The organism is Microbacterium sp. P5_B6 (assembly GCF_056400345.1).
The window spans coordinates 1-17021 of record NZ_JBFULL010000024.1; the positions used below are offsets into that span (position 1 = coordinate 1).

The 17021-nt window shown below is 65.2% G+C and carries 11 protein-coding genes; 7 read left to right on the forward strand and 4 right to left on the reverse strand.

Going from position 1 to position 17021, the window contains the following annotated elements:
• On the forward strand, positions 1–1229 hold a 1229-nt coding region (locus AC1DP3_RS16950; RefSeq protein ID WP_477295321.1), incomplete at its 5' end, for a PKD domain-containing protein.
• 140 nt (positions 1230–1369) lie between these two features.
• Positions 1370–2842: a glycoside hydrolase family 43 protein gene (locus tag AC1DP3_RS16955; RefSeq protein ID WP_477295323.1), complete on the forward strand. Its 1473-nt coding sequence runs from the start codon at positions 1370–1372 to the stop codon at positions 2840–2842.
• Positions 2843–2884: 42 nt separating this feature from the next.
• On the opposite strand, the gene AC1DP3_RS16960 is transcribed toward AC1DP3_RS16955, so the two are convergent.
• The 4 genes from AC1DP3_RS16960 to AC1DP3_RS16975 are packed head-to-tail and all read right to left on the reverse strand — an operon-like array spanning position 2885 to position 6518.
• A complete protein-coding gene (locus AC1DP3_RS16960; protein WP_477295325.1) occupies positions 2885–3691 on the reverse strand; it encodes an IclR family transcriptional regulator in 807 nt (268 codons plus the stop codon).
• Between the two features lie 15 nt (positions 3692–3706).
• Entirely contained in the window at positions 3707–4687 is a 981-nt protein-coding gene (locus AC1DP3_RS16965; protein ID WP_477295326.1) for a zinc-dependent alcohol dehydrogenase, read from the reverse strand.
• Between the two features lie 47 nt (positions 4688–4734).
• A complete protein-coding gene (locus AC1DP3_RS16970; protein WP_477295328.1) occupies positions 4735–5607 on the reverse strand; it encodes a fumarylacetoacetate hydrolase family protein in 873 nt (290 codons plus the stop codon).
• On the reverse strand, positions 5604–6518 hold the full coding sequence (locus AC1DP3_RS16975; protein ID WP_477295330.1) for an SMP-30/gluconolactonase/LRE family protein: 915 nt from the start codon (positions 6516–6518) through the stop codon (positions 5604–5606). The genes AC1DP3_RS16970 and AC1DP3_RS16975 overlap by 4 nt, the downstream gene beginning before the upstream one ends.
• Before the next feature lie 88 nt (positions 6519–6606).
• Between AC1DP3_RS16975 and AC1DP3_RS16980 the strand changes: the two genes are divergently transcribed.
• The 5 genes from AC1DP3_RS16980 to AC1DP3_RS17000 form a co-directional block, all read left to right on the forward strand.
• The gene (locus tag AC1DP3_RS16980; RefSeq protein WP_477295332.1) at positions 6607–8325 is read left to right on the forward strand and encodes an IlvD/Edd family dehydratase; all 1719 of its coding nucleotides are present in this window, start codon (positions 6607–6609) and stop codon (positions 8323–8325) included.
• Positions 8312–11182: an FAD-binding and (Fe-S)-binding domain-containing protein gene (locus tag AC1DP3_RS16985; protein ID WP_477295334.1), complete on the forward strand. Its 2871-nt coding sequence runs from the start codon at positions 8312–8314 to the stop codon at positions 11180–11182. Before AC1DP3_RS16980 ends, AC1DP3_RS16985 begins: the two co-directional genes overlap by 14 nt.
• Positions 11179–11853 (forward strand): SDR family NAD(P)-dependent oxidoreductase, encoded by a 675-nt coding sequence (locus AC1DP3_RS16990; RefSeq protein WP_477295335.1) that lies wholly within the window; start codon positions 11179–11181, stop codon positions 11851–11853. Before AC1DP3_RS16985 ends, AC1DP3_RS16990 begins: the two co-directional genes overlap by 4 nt.
• A gap of 1034 nt (positions 11854–12887) precedes the next feature.
• Positions 12888–16373 (forward strand): hypothetical protein, encoded by a 3486-nt coding sequence (locus AC1DP3_RS16995; RefSeq protein WP_477295337.1) that lies wholly within the window; start codon positions 12888–12890, stop codon positions 16371–16373.
• Between the two features lie 392 nt (positions 16374–16765).
• The coding region (locus AC1DP3_RS17000) for a hypothetical protein (RefSeq protein ID WP_477295339.1) at positions 16766–17021 on the forward strand (256 nt) is incomplete at its 3' end.

Here is a 17021-nt window from a genome sequence, read left to right on the forward strand (position 1 = left end):
GTGTGCCCATCGTCCAGGGTATTGAGACCTCAACGTTGAACAACTTCACCATCCGTGCGTTGGCCGCCTTCGTCCTCGAAGACAGGAAGGCCGAGATTGAGGCGGCGCTGCGTCCGGGTGGAAGCGGTGATCCCTACGCCGCACTGAGCGACGTGCAGCGTGGTGTCCTGCACGAGGCCACGCGGATGGGGATCCCCCTCCGCGCGTGGGAAGACTTCGACGAACTCGCGACGACCGTCGCGTTCGACGGCGTGGGAAGTCTCGTCGGAGTCTTCGACCCGTCGTACGTTGAGGACTTCTGGACCAAGCCCGGCTACCTGGGCACGGAGCAATCAAGTTTGGGTGAACTGTTCCGGGCCGCGCTCGCAGAGGATCCCGGCAGCCGCAGTCGTCTCGCGCGTCTCGCCTACCACCGCTACACGCTGCCCACCCGGTCCGGCTTTGTCGGCTACGACCAGTACCGAGACGCTGACGGCCACCCCATCTACCCGCAACGGGCTACTTCGGTGTCAAGCTTCCTTGGACGAGCCATCAGCGGCGGCGCTCTGTTCAACGGGCAGATCACGGGGAAGATGATCGCGGTGAACAGCGTTCTCGACTCCGACGCATTCCCGTGGCACGGTGCGTGGTACGCCGACCAGGTGCACTCGGCCCTTGGGGCATCGGCGGACGACTCCTACCGGATCTGGTATACGGATAGCGCGAACCACGGGCCCTACCCGAGGAACAACACCGACGATGCGCGGCTGGTTCCTTACATGCAGGTGGTCTTCCAAGCACTCGACGACATGGCGGCGTGGACCGAGGACGGCATCGCACCCCCGCAGTCGACGAACTACAAGGTGACAGACGAAAGTCAGGTGGTGCTTCCGGACGCGGCAGCGGTCCGACGCGGAGTTCAACCCACAGCAGACTTGACCCTCCGGGGAGGCGCAGACCGAGTCGCGGTGGCCGCCGGAGAGGCGGTGCAATTCTCCGCCAAGCTGCAGGTTCCCCCTGGTGCCGGACAGATTGTTTCCGTCGAGTGGGACTTCGAGGGCGACGGAACGTACGAGAAGGCGGTGATCCCGGCCGGAAAGAGCACCATCGTCCTGAAGGCCTCGCATACTTACGGGCAGTCCGGCAGCTACTACCCCGTCGTCCGCGTCGGGTCCCAGCGCGACGGCGACCCGACAGACACGCTGACGATCATCCAAAACCTGGACCGCGCCAACGTGGTCGTGAACTGAGCTCTGGACGACGAGCCTTGGACGACCCAGAGATGTCCGTCAGTCCCGGCGCATGTCCCGTGCCAGAACACGCTCATTCGCTGGTCGGGTCGTTGAAGTTATCTGAACCTTCGGCCCTGACCAGTGAGGTCCTCGCCATTGTGAGCAGCGAAGCGCAGCCGATCATCCCCGGGTTCTTTCCCGATCCGACCATCTGCCGGGTGAACGGTGACTACTACCTGGCGAACTCGAGTTTCGAGTACTTTCCCGGCGCGCCGATCTTTCACAGTCGCGACCTGATCTCGTGGACGCAGATCGGCAACATCCTGACCAGTCGGTCCCAGTTCCGCCTCGGAACACCGGGGCCGTCGACCGGGGTGTACGGATCGACGCTGCGGTTTCGGGATGGCCGATTCTGGTTCATCACCACCAACATCAGCGACTTCGACTCCGGACAGGTACTGCTGCACGCTGAAGACCCTGCCGGGCCGTGGAGCGAGCCGATCTTCGTACCGGAGGCGATCGGCATCGACCCCGACCTCTGCTGGGACGACGACGGCGTGTGCTACCTGACGTGGCATGTGCTCGACTTCACCGTCGGCGGTCAGGGGATCAGACAAGCGCCGATCGATCTCCGAACCGGACGGCTGCTCGAGCCGTCCTACCCGGTGTGGCAGGGGAGCGGGATGCCGATGGCCGAGGGGCCGCACCTGTATCGGATCGGCGACTACTGGTACATGATGCTCGCCGAGGGGGGCACTGAGCGCGGGCATTGCGTCACCGTCGCCAGGGCGCCCTCACCCCGTGGGCCGTTCGAGTCATGTCCCTGGAATCCGATCTTCACGCACCGCAGTAGCTCACACCCCGTGCAGAACGTGGGGCACGCAGACCTGGTTGAAACGCCGACCGGCGATTGGGCCGCTGTCTACCTCGGTGTGCGCCCGCGCGGTTCCACGCCCGGGTTTCACGTACTGGGCCGCGAGACATTCCTCTCCGGTGTCGACTGGGTCGACGGCTGGCCGGTCTTCGATTCGGGCCGCTTCGGCATTCCGGTTCCCGACACGGGCTTCGACGAGAACTTCGAGGAGCCACAGCTCGACCCGAGGTGGGTCGTCCCGGGCGGAGAGCCGCAGCGGATCGTGGCTATCCGCCCCGACGGTGGGCTTGCCTTCGCGTCGTTCCGGCAGCCCTCGGACTTCCTCTGCACGAGGGTGAGAGATTTCGAGTGGAGTGCGGAAGCAATTGTCGAAGCTGCCGGCATGATCGGACTTCGCCTCGACGATCGTCATTGGTGCGGAGTTCTCGTCGAGGACGGCACCGCTCGAGCTCTCGTGCAGATCGGCGACGTCAGGCAGGAAGTGGGGTCCGTTGCAGTTCCTCACTCCACGCGGGTTCGCCTTCGGATCTCATCCGTTCCGCCTCAGAGTCCGCCCATCCCGTTCGGCTATGCAGGACCAGACGATCTCATCCTCTCGGTCGAGCTGGACGGCAAGGACGCTGAGATCACGCGGCTCGACGGCCGCTACTTCTCCACCGAGGTCGCCGCCGGATTCACCGGACGCATGCTCGCCCTGGGCTGCCCTTCAGCCGCCGGTCGTGTGGTCTCGGTCAGCTATACGCCGATGTCCGCCTGACCCCGGAACTCTCGCGAACGGGGCACAGTCGACCTGCAATTCCTACCCGAGAGCGTTCGCCCCCAGCATCCGGATAATGGTCTCGCGGATCTCTGGCACGGCTCGAACCAACTGCTCCAGAGGGCAGCGGAAGGTGACGGCGCTGACGCTCACTGCCCCTGAAGGCGTAGCGGAGCCATCGAGGTGGATGGGGATCGCGACGCAGTTGACGCCGATCTCGTTCTCCTGATTGTCGATCCCGAAGCCCCGCTGACGCGTGGCCGTGAACTCATCGAGCAGCGCTTTCGGGGTGACGAGAGTGTTCGGAGTCTTCTGCTCGAGCGGAAACTCGCCGAACCACTCGCGAACCTGCTCCAGGTCCATGAGACGACTGCTGAGAAGTGCCTTGCCGACACCTGTTCGATACGCCGGGTTGCGGCCACCCACGACAGAGGTGAGCCGGACAGCGCCCTGCGGAGGATCCATCTTGGCGCGGTAGACGATGTCCTTGCCCGAGAGGACCGCGTAGTGCGCGGTCTCGCCGAACTGCGCGGCGAGCTGTTCGAGCAGCGGTTGAATGCGCGCCGTCTCCGGCCGCCCGTCCAGGTTGCGGAACGCCAGCCGAAGGTACTCGTCGCCCAGGATGTAGACGCCGCGACCGGTCATATCTGCCAGGCCGGCCCGCCGCAGGGTGGCCAGGGCACGGTGCACGGTGGGCTTGGAGCTGTGAAGAACGCCCGCCAGCTCATCCAGCGAGACTCCCAGCGGGTGGTCGGCGAGCTCGATCAGCACAGCGATCACGCGCTCGGCGCCGACCAGCTTCTCCTCGGTCGTACCGCTGGCGCTCGGGGTGGTCTCTTTCGTCATCATCGCCTTCATTCTCGACTAGCGGGCCAGACGAGGGTCCACATGCACCTTGGGGCCGGGGCCCGCGTCGGCACCGCGACGCCCTTCGAGACGATCGGGAACGTCTTCGAGGGCGACGACCTCGCTGACGATCGGGTCCGGCACCACCGAGCCGTCGGCGAAGTGCTCGATCGCACCGGCGAGGCCGGGCGAGGCGGAGAGGATGCCCACGGCGGTGATGTCCTTCAGCGCGATGTCGCGAGTGTCGACGAGGCTCGGCGCGGATGACAGCCCGATGTACACGACACGTCCCGCCGGCTTAGCCAGCCGCACCGAGAGGGCGGGCATCGCCTTGTTGCTGGTCGCTTCGATGACGGCATCGAATTGATCGGATGCCGATGCCCCAAGATCGTCGAGCTGCCAGGTGTGCCCGACGCCGAGCGTCTCGCCAAGGGCGAGCGATCCTTTTCGGACACCCCCGATATGCACCTCTGCCCCCGCGGCCAGGGCGAACTGGGCCGCCAGCAGCCCGATCGTGCCAGAGCCGAGCACGAGGACACGCTGACCGGGCGCGACGTTCGCCGCGCGCACAGCGCGGAGGGAGTTTCCTGCCGGCTCGACGAGCGCCGCCGCCGTCACACTGACATGCTCCGGGATGTCGTACGCGAACCTCGTGGGCACCAGCATCTTCTCTGCCAGAGCACCGGCCCAGCCGTCGCGGATGCCGACCTCGAACCGGTTCGGGCACACCCAGTGACGGCCGGCAAAGCAGTACTCGCAGTGACCGCACCCGAGCATGGTGTCGCCGGTGACCCGCTTGCCCAGCCATTCCTCATCTGCCGCGTCGCCGGCGGCGATGACGCGGCCGGTCCACTCGTGGCCGAGACGGAGGGGAAACGAGGTGTGGCCTTGCTCGATGTAGGCCATCTCGCCGGTGTACAGCTCGACGTCAGTGCCGCAGATTCCCACCCGCTCGACCTCCACGAGCAGCTGCCCCGGCGCGGCGACCGGATCAGGCACTTCCCGCACCGAAGCCTTGCCGGGCGCAGTGACGACGAGCGCGCGCATCAGGCGCGCGAAGTGGGGTTGGCGATGACGTGCTGCGTCTGGGTGCCGAGCCGCGTGATGCCGAGCGTCATCGTCTCGCCGCCGCGCAGGAACTGCTGCGGCTTCATACCCATGCCGACGCCAGGAGGGGTGCCCGTGTTGATCAGGTCGCCAGGTTCGAGGGCGAGGAACTGGCTCAGGTAATGGACGATGAAGGCGGGGCTGAAGATCATCGTCGAAGTGGAGCCGGTCTGGCGGCGCTCGCCGTCGATGTCGAGCCACATATCCAGATTGAGCACATCGCCGACCTCGTCGGGTGTTACGAGCCACGGCCCGGCAGGGTTGAACGTCGGGGCGGACTTGCCCTTGGACCACTGGCCACCCCGCTCGGTCTGCCACTCGCGCTCGCTGACGTCGTTCACCAGCACGTATCCGGCGATCGCCGCGGCAGCTTCAGTCTCATCGGCGAGGTAGGAGGCGCGGCTGCCGATCACGATGCCGAGCTCGACCTCCCAGTCCGTCTTCACCGACCGGCGGGGGATGAGTACATCGTCGTCGGGGCCGATGAGCGTGTTGGGCGACTTGGTGAACAGGATGGGCTCGACAGGAACCGCCTGGCCGGTCTCGGCGGCGTGATCGCTGTAGTTCAAACCGATGCACAGGATCTGATGGGGACGCGCGATGGGAGCCCCGAATCGCCGCCCTCCCACCGCTTCAGTACGTCCTGCGGCGACGCGCTCGGCGACGACGTCGCTCAGGCCGGCCAGCCCGCCGGAGCCGAGGAACTTCTCCTCGAAGTCGCCGGCGATGTCGGACAGGTCAACGAAAGTGTCCTCATCCAGGAGTGCGCCGGGGGTTTCGGAGCCTGCGGGACCGAGTCGGACAAGTTTCATGCGAGCGCAGCTTTCTCGTGATGCCAGTAGGGAGTGGAGGTGCTGCCGCCCCAACGGTGGGAGGGCAGCCCGGTCGCGTTCACGTGGGCCAGGAAGATCGCTCCGGATGCATCGCTCCAGTGTGCGAGACCCTCCTGCGCGGTGGTGATGGCCAGGGTGTCGAGGTCGGGTCCGACGAACGCGGGACAGGATGCCTGCGTCGCGTCGACCTCCACCATGTCGAGCAGTTCTCCGGAGAGCGCGTGGTGACGGATGCCGGAGCCGCCCCACTGTGCGACCCACAGGGTCCCATCGGCGCTGACCGTGAGGCCGTCGGGATAGGCGGGGAGATCGGCCAGCACGACGTCCCAGGGCTCGTCGAAATCGAACTCACCCGGACCATACGAATGGCTCGACACGGTGTTGGCGAGTGTGTCGACGTGATAGATCGTGTCTCCGTCCGGGGAGAAGGCGACGCCGTTCGAGAGACGGATGCCGGTTCTCAACGTTTCAACGTTGCCGTCGGGGGCGACACGGACCAGGACCTCGGCGCCCGTGTCATCGCCGAGGGCCAGACTGCCGACGACGAACCGGCCCTGCGGATCGACCGCCCCGTCATTGAGTCGGACGTCGCGCCGGTCCCCGAGGATGTCCGGACCATACGAGATCGTTCCGTCGGGGCCGATGACCACGAGCCCCCGCGCACCAGCGACGAGCAGACCGCCGTCCTCGGTGAGGGCGACGGCGCCGGCGGTCTGGCCGATGTCGACGGTTGTGATGTCGACGATGAGTCCCTCTGACAGGCGACCCGAGAGGACGCGCCCTCTCCAGATGTCAACCCAACGGACGAGGTCGTCGCGGGCATCCCAGAGGATGCCCTCGGCGAGTTCGAAGCGGGCGGGCGTTGCCGCGGAGGCGGTGAAAGACGTCATGGTCTCCAAGATCGTCATCGGAGGCGAGCTATGGCATAATTCAGAATGTTAGCGCATCATTCGACATGCTGGAAAATGAGGTTCACAGGTGAATCAGCTGCGCAGTGCCGAGTGGTACGCGGGAAACGATCGCAACGCCTACATCCACCGGGCGTGGATGAGGCGCGGGAATCCCGAGGAAGCACTTGACGGCACGAAGCCGCAGATCGCGATCGCGAACACCGCCTCTGACCTCACTCCGTGCAACATGCACCTCAACGAGGTCGCCGAAAGCGTCAAGCAAGGCGTCTGGGCGGCGGGCGGTGTGCCGTACAACCTCCCCGTCGTCTCGCTCGGCGAGACGCAGGTCAAGCCGACGGCGATGCTGTGGCGCAACATGGCCGCGATGGCCATGGAGGAGATGTTCCGCGCCAACCCCATAGACGGCATCGTTCTCCTCGGCGGCTGCGACAAGACGATCCCCGCGCTGCTGATGGCAGCGGCATCCGTCGACATCCCGGCGATCGTCGTTCCCGGCGGCCCGATGCTGACCGGCCACTTCGGGGGCCAGGCGCTCGGCTGCGGCACCGACGTGTGGCGGCTGAGCGAGGAGGCCCGCGCCGGAACGATCTCGGGGGCGCAGTTCATCGCGTCGGAGCAGTCGATGATCCGCGGCAAGGGCCACTGCAACACGATGGGAACCGCGTCGACGATGGCGGTCGTGGCCGAGGCGCTGGGCATGACGATCCCCGGGTTCGCGGGCACGCCGGCCGCCGACGCCCGGCTGCTCTCGCTCTCGCACGGCACCGGTCGGCTGATCGTCGACATGGTGGTCTCGGACCGGAAGCCCAGCGACATCATGACGAAGGAGGCCTTCCTCAACGCCATCGTCGCGGTCGCCGCGGTCGGCGGGTCGACGAACTCGGTCATGCATCTGCTCGCCATCGCAGGACGGCTGGGCATCGACCTGACCCTGGAGGACTTCGACGCGGCCGGGTCGGGAGTGCCGGTCCTGGCGAACCTGCAGCCCAGCGGCACCTTCCTGATGGACGATCTCTACCGTGCGGGCGGGCTCCTCGCCCTGCTGACGCAGGTCAAGGACCTCTTCCACCCAGACCCGATCACGGTGACCGGCAAGCCGCTGGTGGACTATCTCGAGGGCCACCCCGTGTACGACGCCACTGTCATCTTTCCTCGTGACGCGCCCCTGATGGAGGACGCCGGCATCGCGGTGCTGCGCGGCAACCTCGCGCCGCGAGGGGCGATTGTGAAGCCCGCCGCGGCAACCCCGGAACTGTTGCAGCACGTCGGGCCCGCCGTCGTCTTCGACAGCGTCGAAGACATGCGGGCGCGGATCGACGATCCCGACCTCGAGGTGACCGCCGACTCGGTGCTCGTGCTCCGCGGCTGCGGCCCGCGCGGCTACCCCGGCATGCCGGAGGTCGGCAACATGCCCCTGCCGCAGAAGCTCCTCGAGCAAGGAGTGCGCGACATGGTCCGGATCAGCGACGCGCGGATGAGCGGCACGGCCTACGGCACCGTCATCCTGCATGTCGCGCCGGAGGCCGCGGCGGGCGGACCGCTCGCCTTCATCCGGACCGGCGACATCGTGACCGTCGACGTCGAGAACCGGATCCTGAGTTTCGACGTGACGGAGGACGAACTGCAGTCCCGCAGCCAGGCCCCCGCGAGCGAGGCGGCGTACGCCGCGCCGACGCGCGGCTGGGCGAAGCTCTACGTCGACCACGTCATGCAGGCCGACACCGGCGCCGACCTCGACTTCCTGATCGGGTCGAGCGGCGAGAAGGTGAGCCGTGAGTCCCACTGACATCGCATCGCGCGCGGACCTGGCCGATCACGCAGCGCTGGGGCGAAGCCTCTCTGCCGCACTGCCCCGCGCGGGCGCCGTCTCGGTCAGCGCCTTCGACCGGGTGATCGCGGCCGTGGACGCCTCGCACTACTTGATCACCCCCCGCGCGGTCGTCACACCGACCGGCATCGACGAAGTCGCCGCACTCCTCGCCTACGCCAGCGCCGCCGGCCAGCCGGTGACGTTCCGCTCGGGCGGCACCAGCCTCTCCGGTCAGGCCTCCACCGGACACATCCTCGTCGATACGAGGAAGCACTTCCGGGGCATCGAAGTGCTCAACGACGGCGCGCGCGTCCGCGTCGGCCCGGGTGCGACCGTCCGTCAGGTCAACGCGCGGCTCGCACGGCACGGCCGGAAGCTGGGGCCCGATCCCGCCAGTGAGATCGCGTGCACGGTCGGCGGTGTGGTCGCGAACAACTCCAGCGGAATGGCGTGCGGAACGACTCAGAACACGTACCGCACCCTCGAGTCGGCCGTGATCGTGCTCGCGAGCGGCACCGTCGTAGACTCCGCCGCCTCCGATGCGGACGACCGGCTGCGGGCCGCCGAGCCGGCGCTCTGGGAGGCGCTCGGCGCCCTTCGTACGAGCCTGGTCGCGGAGCCCGCGCTCCGTGTTGAGGTGATCCGGCAGTTCTCGATCAAGAACACGATGGGCTACAGCATCAACTCGCTCATCGATCACGAGGAGCCGGTGCAGATCCTCAGCCACCTGATGATCGGGAGCGAAGGCACCCTGGGCTTCGTCGCCGAAGCGACCTTCCGCACCGTCCCGCTGCACAAGCACGCCGCCACCACGCTGCTGGTCTTTGATTCATTGCCTGCCGCCACCACAGCGCTGGTCGACATTGTGGTGTCGGGCGCGGCGACGGTGGAGCTGATGGATGCCGCATCCCTCCGCGCCGCGCGCATCGACCCCGAGTCTGCCGCTGCTCTCCCCGCCTTCGACGTCGTAGAGCACTGTGCGCTGCTCGTCGAATACCAGGCCGCCACAGCCGGGGACCTCGATGCGCTGACCGGTCCCGCCGAAAAGCTCTTCGCGACACTGCCGCTCGTGGAGCTGCCGGTGCTCTCGACGAATGCCGCGATCCGGGCGGCGCTCTGGCACGTTCGGAAGGGCCTGTACGCGACGATCGCGGGTGCCCGCCCGTCGGGAACGACGGCGCTGCTGGAAGACATCGCGGTGCCCGTCGAGCGTCTGTCCGAGACCTGTGAGGGACTGCAGCGACTGTTCGAGATCCACGGCTACGGCGATGCCGTGATCTTCGGGCACGCGAAGGACGGCAACATCCACTTCCTCCTGACCGAGCACTTCGACGATCCCGCCAGCATCGTCCGCTACCGCGCGTTCACCGAAGACATGGTCGACCTCGTCCTGGCTGCGGGCGGGACGCTGAAGGCAGAGCACGGTACGGGCAAGATCATGGCGCCGTTCGTTGCGCGCCAGTACGGCCCTGAACTGTACGCGATCATGCGCGACATCAAGCGGGCCTTCGATCCGGCAGGCATCCTGAACCCCGACACTGTCCTCACCGACGACGCCGATCTGCACCTGCGCAACCTGAAGTCCACCCCGACCGTGGAGGCCGAAGTCGACCGCTGTGTGGAGTGCGGGTACTGCGAGCCGGTGTGTCCGAGCAAGGACCTGACCACCACCCCGCGGCAGCGGATCGTCGTGCGCCGCGCGATCGCCGAGGCCGACGCCCGCGGCGACATCGCACTCTCGAAGGAGCTGCGGCGCGAGCAGGAGTACGAGGTCATCGACACGTGCGCCGTCGACGGGATGTGCCAGACCGCGTGCCCGGTCCTCATCAACACGGGTGACCTCGTGCGCCGCCTCCGCTCTGAGACCGTCGGAGCCGTCGAGAGCGCCGTGTGGAACACGGCCGGCAGGGCGTGGGAAGCCACCACCCGGATCGCATCGACCGCATTGAGCATGGCATCCGCTGTTCCCGCCCCGTTGATCGAGGTGCCGAACAAGGCAGCGCGCGCCGTTCTCGGCCACGACACGCTTCCGCTCTGGTCGCCGGACCTTCCCAAGGGCGGAAAGCGACGAGCCACGGGACGAACAGGCTCGAGCACCCCCACGGTGTCCGCCGTCTACTTCCAGGCGTGCGTCGGCACCATGTTCGGGTCGGCCGAGAAGGGACGAGGCGTGGCGTCCGCCTTCGCGTCCCTCGCAGCCAAGGCCGGCATCGCGCTGATCCAGCCGGACGACATCGGGGCACTCTGCTGCGGCACGCCCTGGAAGTCGAAGGGCATCAGGGGCGGCTACGCAGACATGGTCACCCGCACGATAGACGCCCTGTGGATCGCCTCCGATCACGGCGCTCTGCCCATCGTCTGCGACAACTCGTCGTGCTCGGAAGGGCTTCTCCTGTCCCTCGAGAAGGCGATCGACATCCATCCGGAGTACCACGTCCTGCGCCTCCTGGACGCGGTCGACTTCGCCGCGGAGCACATCCTTCCCCACATCACGGTCACCGATCCGCTCGAGACCATCGTGGTCCACCCCACCTGTTCGAGCACCCGCGCGGGCTCGAACACCCATCTGCTGGAGCTGGCCCATGCCGCCGCGAGCAGCGTCACGGTGCCGGACGACTGGGGATGCTGCGCCTTCGCCGGCGACCGCGGGATGCTGCATCCCGAGCTCACGAAAAGTGCGACGGCCCGCGAATCGGGCGAGGTGCGGGACGGGGAGTTCGACGCGTATGTCTCGTGCAACCGCACCTGCGAGATCGGCATGACCCGCGCCACCGGTCACCCCTACCAACACGTTCTCGAAGTACTCGACCAACACTCAAGGAGCTCCACATGAAGCGCGCGATCATCACCGGCGGCCAGAGCGGACTGGGCGCCGCGTGCGCCGACCGGCTAAGGGCGGATGGCGTCGAAGTCATCACCTTCGACATCTCGCCTGAAGCTGACTACCGCGTCGATGTCACGGATGTCGCATCCATCGCGGCGGCCGTGGCGGCGGTGGGACCGGTCGACATCCTGATCAACAGCGCCGGCATCGTCGGACCCAACAAGCCGCTGGTCCAGAACGACCCTGAAGCGTGGGAGCGCACGTTCGACGTCAACGTGCATGGCACCTTCCGTGTCATCCAGGCCGTCGCGCCGGGCATGGTGGAGCGTGGCTGGGGACGGATCGTCAACATCGCGAGCATGGCGGCCAAGGACGGCAACCCCAACCTCAGCGCCTACTCCGCATCGAAGGCGGCGGTCGTCGGCCTGACCAAATCGCTCGGCAAGGAACTCGCCAAGACCGGTGTACTCGTCAACGTGATCGCGCCCGCAGTCATCGACACCCCTATGAATGCGGCGACGGCGCCGGACGTGCTGGCGCACATCACCTCGCTCATCCCCATGGGTCGCGTGGGAAGGGCCGAGGAAGTCGCGGCACTCGTCGCATGGCTGACGTCGGACGAATGCAGCTTCTCGACAGGAGCGGTCTACGACATCAGCGGCGGCCGGGCGACCTACTGATTGGAACGAGCCCCTAGCCGTACTGACCTGACCCAGGTCGAAAATCGCGTGACAACTCGGGACGCCGTGCAACGCCGCCAGCATGGATGGGAACGCCAATAGGGAAGGTTCTCCACTCCGCCCAGCCGTTCGTCGCCATCGGTGTCGGCGGGAACGCGGGGGTGAGGTCGCCGTTGGTGCGCGAACTTGAGTGCCATATGTCAGCTTCTACGGTGGATGCGACTTCTCGGATGTGGACGTTTGTTGGGACGCTATGGGAGCGCGACTTCACCGTCGGTGGTCCTGTGGCTCCGCCATCCGTTGTCGATCGATAGATCCGCCTCACCTCTCGAGAGGCGGGCACCCACTTCGTGACGGTGAAAGTCAACGCTCATGGCGCGGAGTGCTTCCATGCCGGAGCTGAGGAGATCCCAGCCTCCATGGTGACCCTTGCCACACGAGGCCCTACCTGGCGAACGGAGTACCACAACAGAGGTAGTGGGGCGTACCGGATTTGAGGTAGATATTCCCAGTTCTGCCCCGTGCAATTTGGAGGGGCTGCCTCCGGCGGGTTCCCCAGCGCGTGATATGTGCGGCGACCGATCGTGCGACGGTGACTGAACGTGTTGCCGTCGCTGGCGGGACCCCGTCGGGTAGGGCGAAGCCTGTCCCCCAGTAGCGTCCGCGCCGAATGCCGGCGATCCGAAGGAGATCACGCGGATACGCGTTGCGGCGACTCGTTCGCGGAACCGGCATATCGAAGACTCGACACACCCGGACGTGGTCCTCAGCAAGACATTTCTCGCCGCCCAGAGACGCACAGCAGACTCGGCAATCCTCGATTGACATCTCTACTAGCCCCTCCTAATTTGAACGCGCGTGAATCCTTTCAGTCTGTTCAACCCAGTCGATTCAATTGTCGGTCTGGCGACGCGGGAGTCGCGGATTCACGGACTATTACGCTCAAGGGAGAGAAAATGTCTAGAGACCCACGCTGGCATCAGGCGTTGAGGATTGGATTGGTCGGCTCGGTAAGTTGCGCACTTGTTGTGGGTGTGGCAACTACTGGCGCGTCGGCGGTCACCCCACCGTCGATGTCGACTGCTGTTGTCGCACCGCACGCCGGAGCCTCCGATTTCGCCGATCGACTGGAGAGCGAGTACATCGATCCGGATCGGGTCTACAGCACGGATGTGCGCTGGTGGCTCGGCGAGGCGTCGAACACGGACGAGAGCCTGCTGGAGGAAATTCAGGCGCTCTATGACGGCGGGTTCCGGGGAGTGGAGCTCGCAATGCAGGGCGACGCAGCGGCCCCCGACGGGCTCTACGCGTATGGCACCGATATGTGGACCCACAAATGGAACTTGATGATGAACAAGCTCCTAGATCTTGGCATGGGGGTCTACCTCACGTCGGGCACAAACTGGTCCACGTCCAACGTTCCCGGCCTGGATCCCTCAAGTCAGTCCGCGATGCAGAATCTGACGATGGGGACGGGAACCGTGGCACCGGGCGCGAGCCTGACGGTGCTACCGGCACCCCCCGCAGCTGCGCAAAAGGCTGGTGCGACCTTTGTGACAGCGTATGCCTATCGCATCGTGGAGGGAGACACGGTCGACCCAGACAGTTTCGTCGATCTCGAGCCGTCGTTGTCCCAGGGCGCGGACGTGTGGACGCAGAACGTCAGTTGGACTGCGCCGTCCGACGGCACGTATCGAGTGTTCGCGATGTGGACGCAGGGCACCTATCAAAGCTCGAGCCCGTCCGCTCAGCCCAGCTACGCGACAAACTACTTCGATGACAGGGGTGTACAGGCGCTGAAGTCCTTCTGGGAGGACCATTACCTCAGTGATCCTGCGCTCGTTGAGAAGTTCAAGCATGGCGACGTGCAATTGTTCATGGACTCCCTCGAGATGCATCCCGGCGGTGGCGGGGACTACAGAAACAAGATTCCCAGGGCGCCGCAGTTTACTTTTTGGGCCGAGGACCTCGCTGACGAATTCCGGGCGCGCAAGGGCTACGACATAACCCCGCACCTGTTCCTGATTCAGGGCGTGCAGTCCTTCTTTTACGATGCCTACCACCGGATCGAAGAAACCGGATTGTACCGACTGGACGGCGAAGAGGAACTCCGCCAAGGGATCATCAACGACTACCAGGATGTGCTCACACAGCTGTACATGGAGAGGACGCTCGAGCCGCTGAAGGAGTGGCTGAACTCTGTCGGCATCAAGACGCGGGCGCAGATCTCCTACGGCAAAGTGGTCGAGATGTCAGAGCCCATCATGGCGGTGGACTATCCCGAGGCTGAGAACTACAACCAGTACAACCAAATCGACATATTCCGGATGTGGACTGGCGGATCAAAACTGGAGAACAAGGTGCTGTCCACCGAAACCGGCGCCGCCATGCCCAACTACGCCAGCACGAAGCAGATGGACCTGAAGGACGCCTACTCTCAGTACGCGGCTGGGTTCCAGCGGATCATCTGGCACGTGTATGGCGCGGGGTACAGCTACGGGAGCTTTCAATGGCCCGGCCACAACTCCACCGGCTTCCGTCACTTCGGTACGCGGCATCCGGGATCGGCGGACTACGACGAGTTCAACGCTCACCTTGGTCGTGTGCAACAGCTGGTTCAGACGGGAGAGTCCCGCACTGACGTCGGTTTTATCAAGCAGGACTGGGTACACGGCGTGAGTAAGGATGCCGGCATCGCAGGCGACAACGCGAAGATGAACTGGCAACTCGCGCACCAGGGGATCTACTACCGTTCGACGGAGCTGCAGAACAACGGGTATACATACGACTACTTCAGCCCGAAGTTCCTATTCGACGACGACGTCTCCTTCAACGAGGAAACGCAGACCATTGAGAAGGCCGGATACAAGGCCATCGTGCTCTTCCAGAACTGGCTCGATGTGGACGGCGCGAAGAGAATCCTGGAGTGGGCCAGGAAGGGCCTCAAGGTCGTCATCCTTGAAGACGCCGGTTCGCGCACGCCATTCAACGATGGCCGGGGAGCAGAGCTGGCCCAGGTGATGGCGGAGCTAAAGGCGGAGGCAACCGTGCGCACCGCGGACGTGTTCGACGCTCCGGCAGCTGGCTACTTCAGCAATGCGGCCGGCGGATACGACGACAACGTGATGGAAAAGCTGATCGAACTCGGCGTGGAGCCCTACACCGGCTACACCGAGCCCAACCTGCAACTCCTCACGCAGACGCGTGAGGACGGGGATGGCAATCAGTACGTCTACGCGTATAACTACGGAGACGACGAGTACAACAAGTTCAGCAACGACGAGCGCGTTCGCAACGTCAGCTTCGGCACAAACATCCAGACCGAAATCGTGAAGAACGGCCAGTTCATCCCGTACTCGATCGATGCGTGGACCGGTCAGGTGACGGAGCTCGCAGACTACGAATGGGTAGATGGCAACACCGTTGTCCCAATCGACCTGGACTACAACAACGTCGCACTCCTAGCGTTCGAGGCGGTCGAAAACGGAAAGGTGCACATCACAGCTACCGACGCGGACTCGTCGCGCGCCGTCGCCGACGGTGTGGCGGTGCGCGCGACCGAAACCGGCAGCGTGACAACCACCCTCAGCAACGGGATTAAGTTCCAAGAGCCGCTGACGGTTCCAGCGCCATACGACATCACCGACTGGGATCTGACTGTCGAGTCGTGGCGGCCCAATCCTACGGTCGGCGATTTGCTGCGGACCGAGACGATCGACGGTTTGACGACCACCAACCGGAAGACGTCGACGGTCAAGACTGTGATCGACGTCAAGTTGGACGCCTTGAAGACGTGGAACAACATTCCCGAGGTCGGAAAGAACGTCTCCGGAAGGGGCCACTACGAGGCCACGTTCAACTGGGACGCCGACTCCGCGTCGGGCGCCTATCTCGACTTCGGTAGTGGACTCGTGGAGACCATGAGCGTGTGGATCAACGGTCGAAAGGTCGGCGGAGACGTCTCCGCAAACGCGACGAAGGTTAGACAGGACGTCGGAGGCGTCGGCAAAGCAACCATCGACGACGGCAAGGGCAACCAGGTTCCTCTCGTGGGCAACGATCTCCACACCGGCGGTGTGAGCTGGACCAAGCCAGTCGCGGACGTAACCCCATACCTGGTCGACGGTGAGAACGAGATCGTCATCGACTACAACTCGACGCTCGGCAATCTGCAACTCAGCCGGGGAATCGGCAACGCTATCACTCAGCACCACTTGAACTGGTGGAAGGTCGCGGTCGACTACCGCGAGTACGGCCCGCAGCAGGCGAAGATTGTGCCGTTCGTCGAGGCGGCCTACCCCGGGGACGGCTTCGCCGGAGTACGTTGGCACATTGATCGTGCTGAGCAGGCGGGTGAGCTGACGGGCAACGCACTCAAGCAGGTGCGCAAGCACGTCGACCAGGCCGAGAAGCTGACCGGTCAGGCTGCGATCACGCAACTCGACAACGCCGCACGAAAGGCGTCCGGGAGCACGGCAGTCGTCCAGGCGCTCAATGCGCTGAGAGTGACACTGGGCTAAGTCACCAACGCGACGTGCCCGGCAGCCCCGCGCTGCCGGGCACGTCGCGCGTTCCAGAAGTTGCGTGTGCGCACTACTGTCCGAAGAGGCGTTGCGGAGCGGGATTCCTGCCGGGGTATGGAGTCGGGGGTTTGGTTCCCGTGAGCAGGATGACTCGGCGCCGCAGCCAGCGTCTCCGACTTCCGGACGTCTGTGATCCAGAACTGGCGCTCGGAGTCCCACCTCCAAGTCAATGTCCCGCGAGCTTGGTTGGAGTGATGGGCGTGAGCGAACATGAACCTTCCGGCAACCGGCGCAGTGGGGCTACTGCTGCCGCAATTGCGGTACGGCACCGTACCCGCAATCGGGGTACGAGATGCGAAAGAACGTCACTGCCGGGTTACGCTTCGCTCGTGACCGAAGACATGTCTGCCCCCCGGCAGCGCTGGCGGTACACAGCGGGATGGTGGAGCGTCACGCTTGCGATGCAATGCGGCTTCCTGTTTCTCACCTTTGTGCGGCCCGTTGATTTCTACATCGCTTTCTCGTCATGGGCGGTTGAACCCTTCGTGACCGTGATGATCGCCGTCGTAGCGCTGTCGTTTCTGCTCCGGACTGACGCGCCCTGGTTGTTCTTCGGGATAACGGCCGCCTGCGCGATCGGTTTCG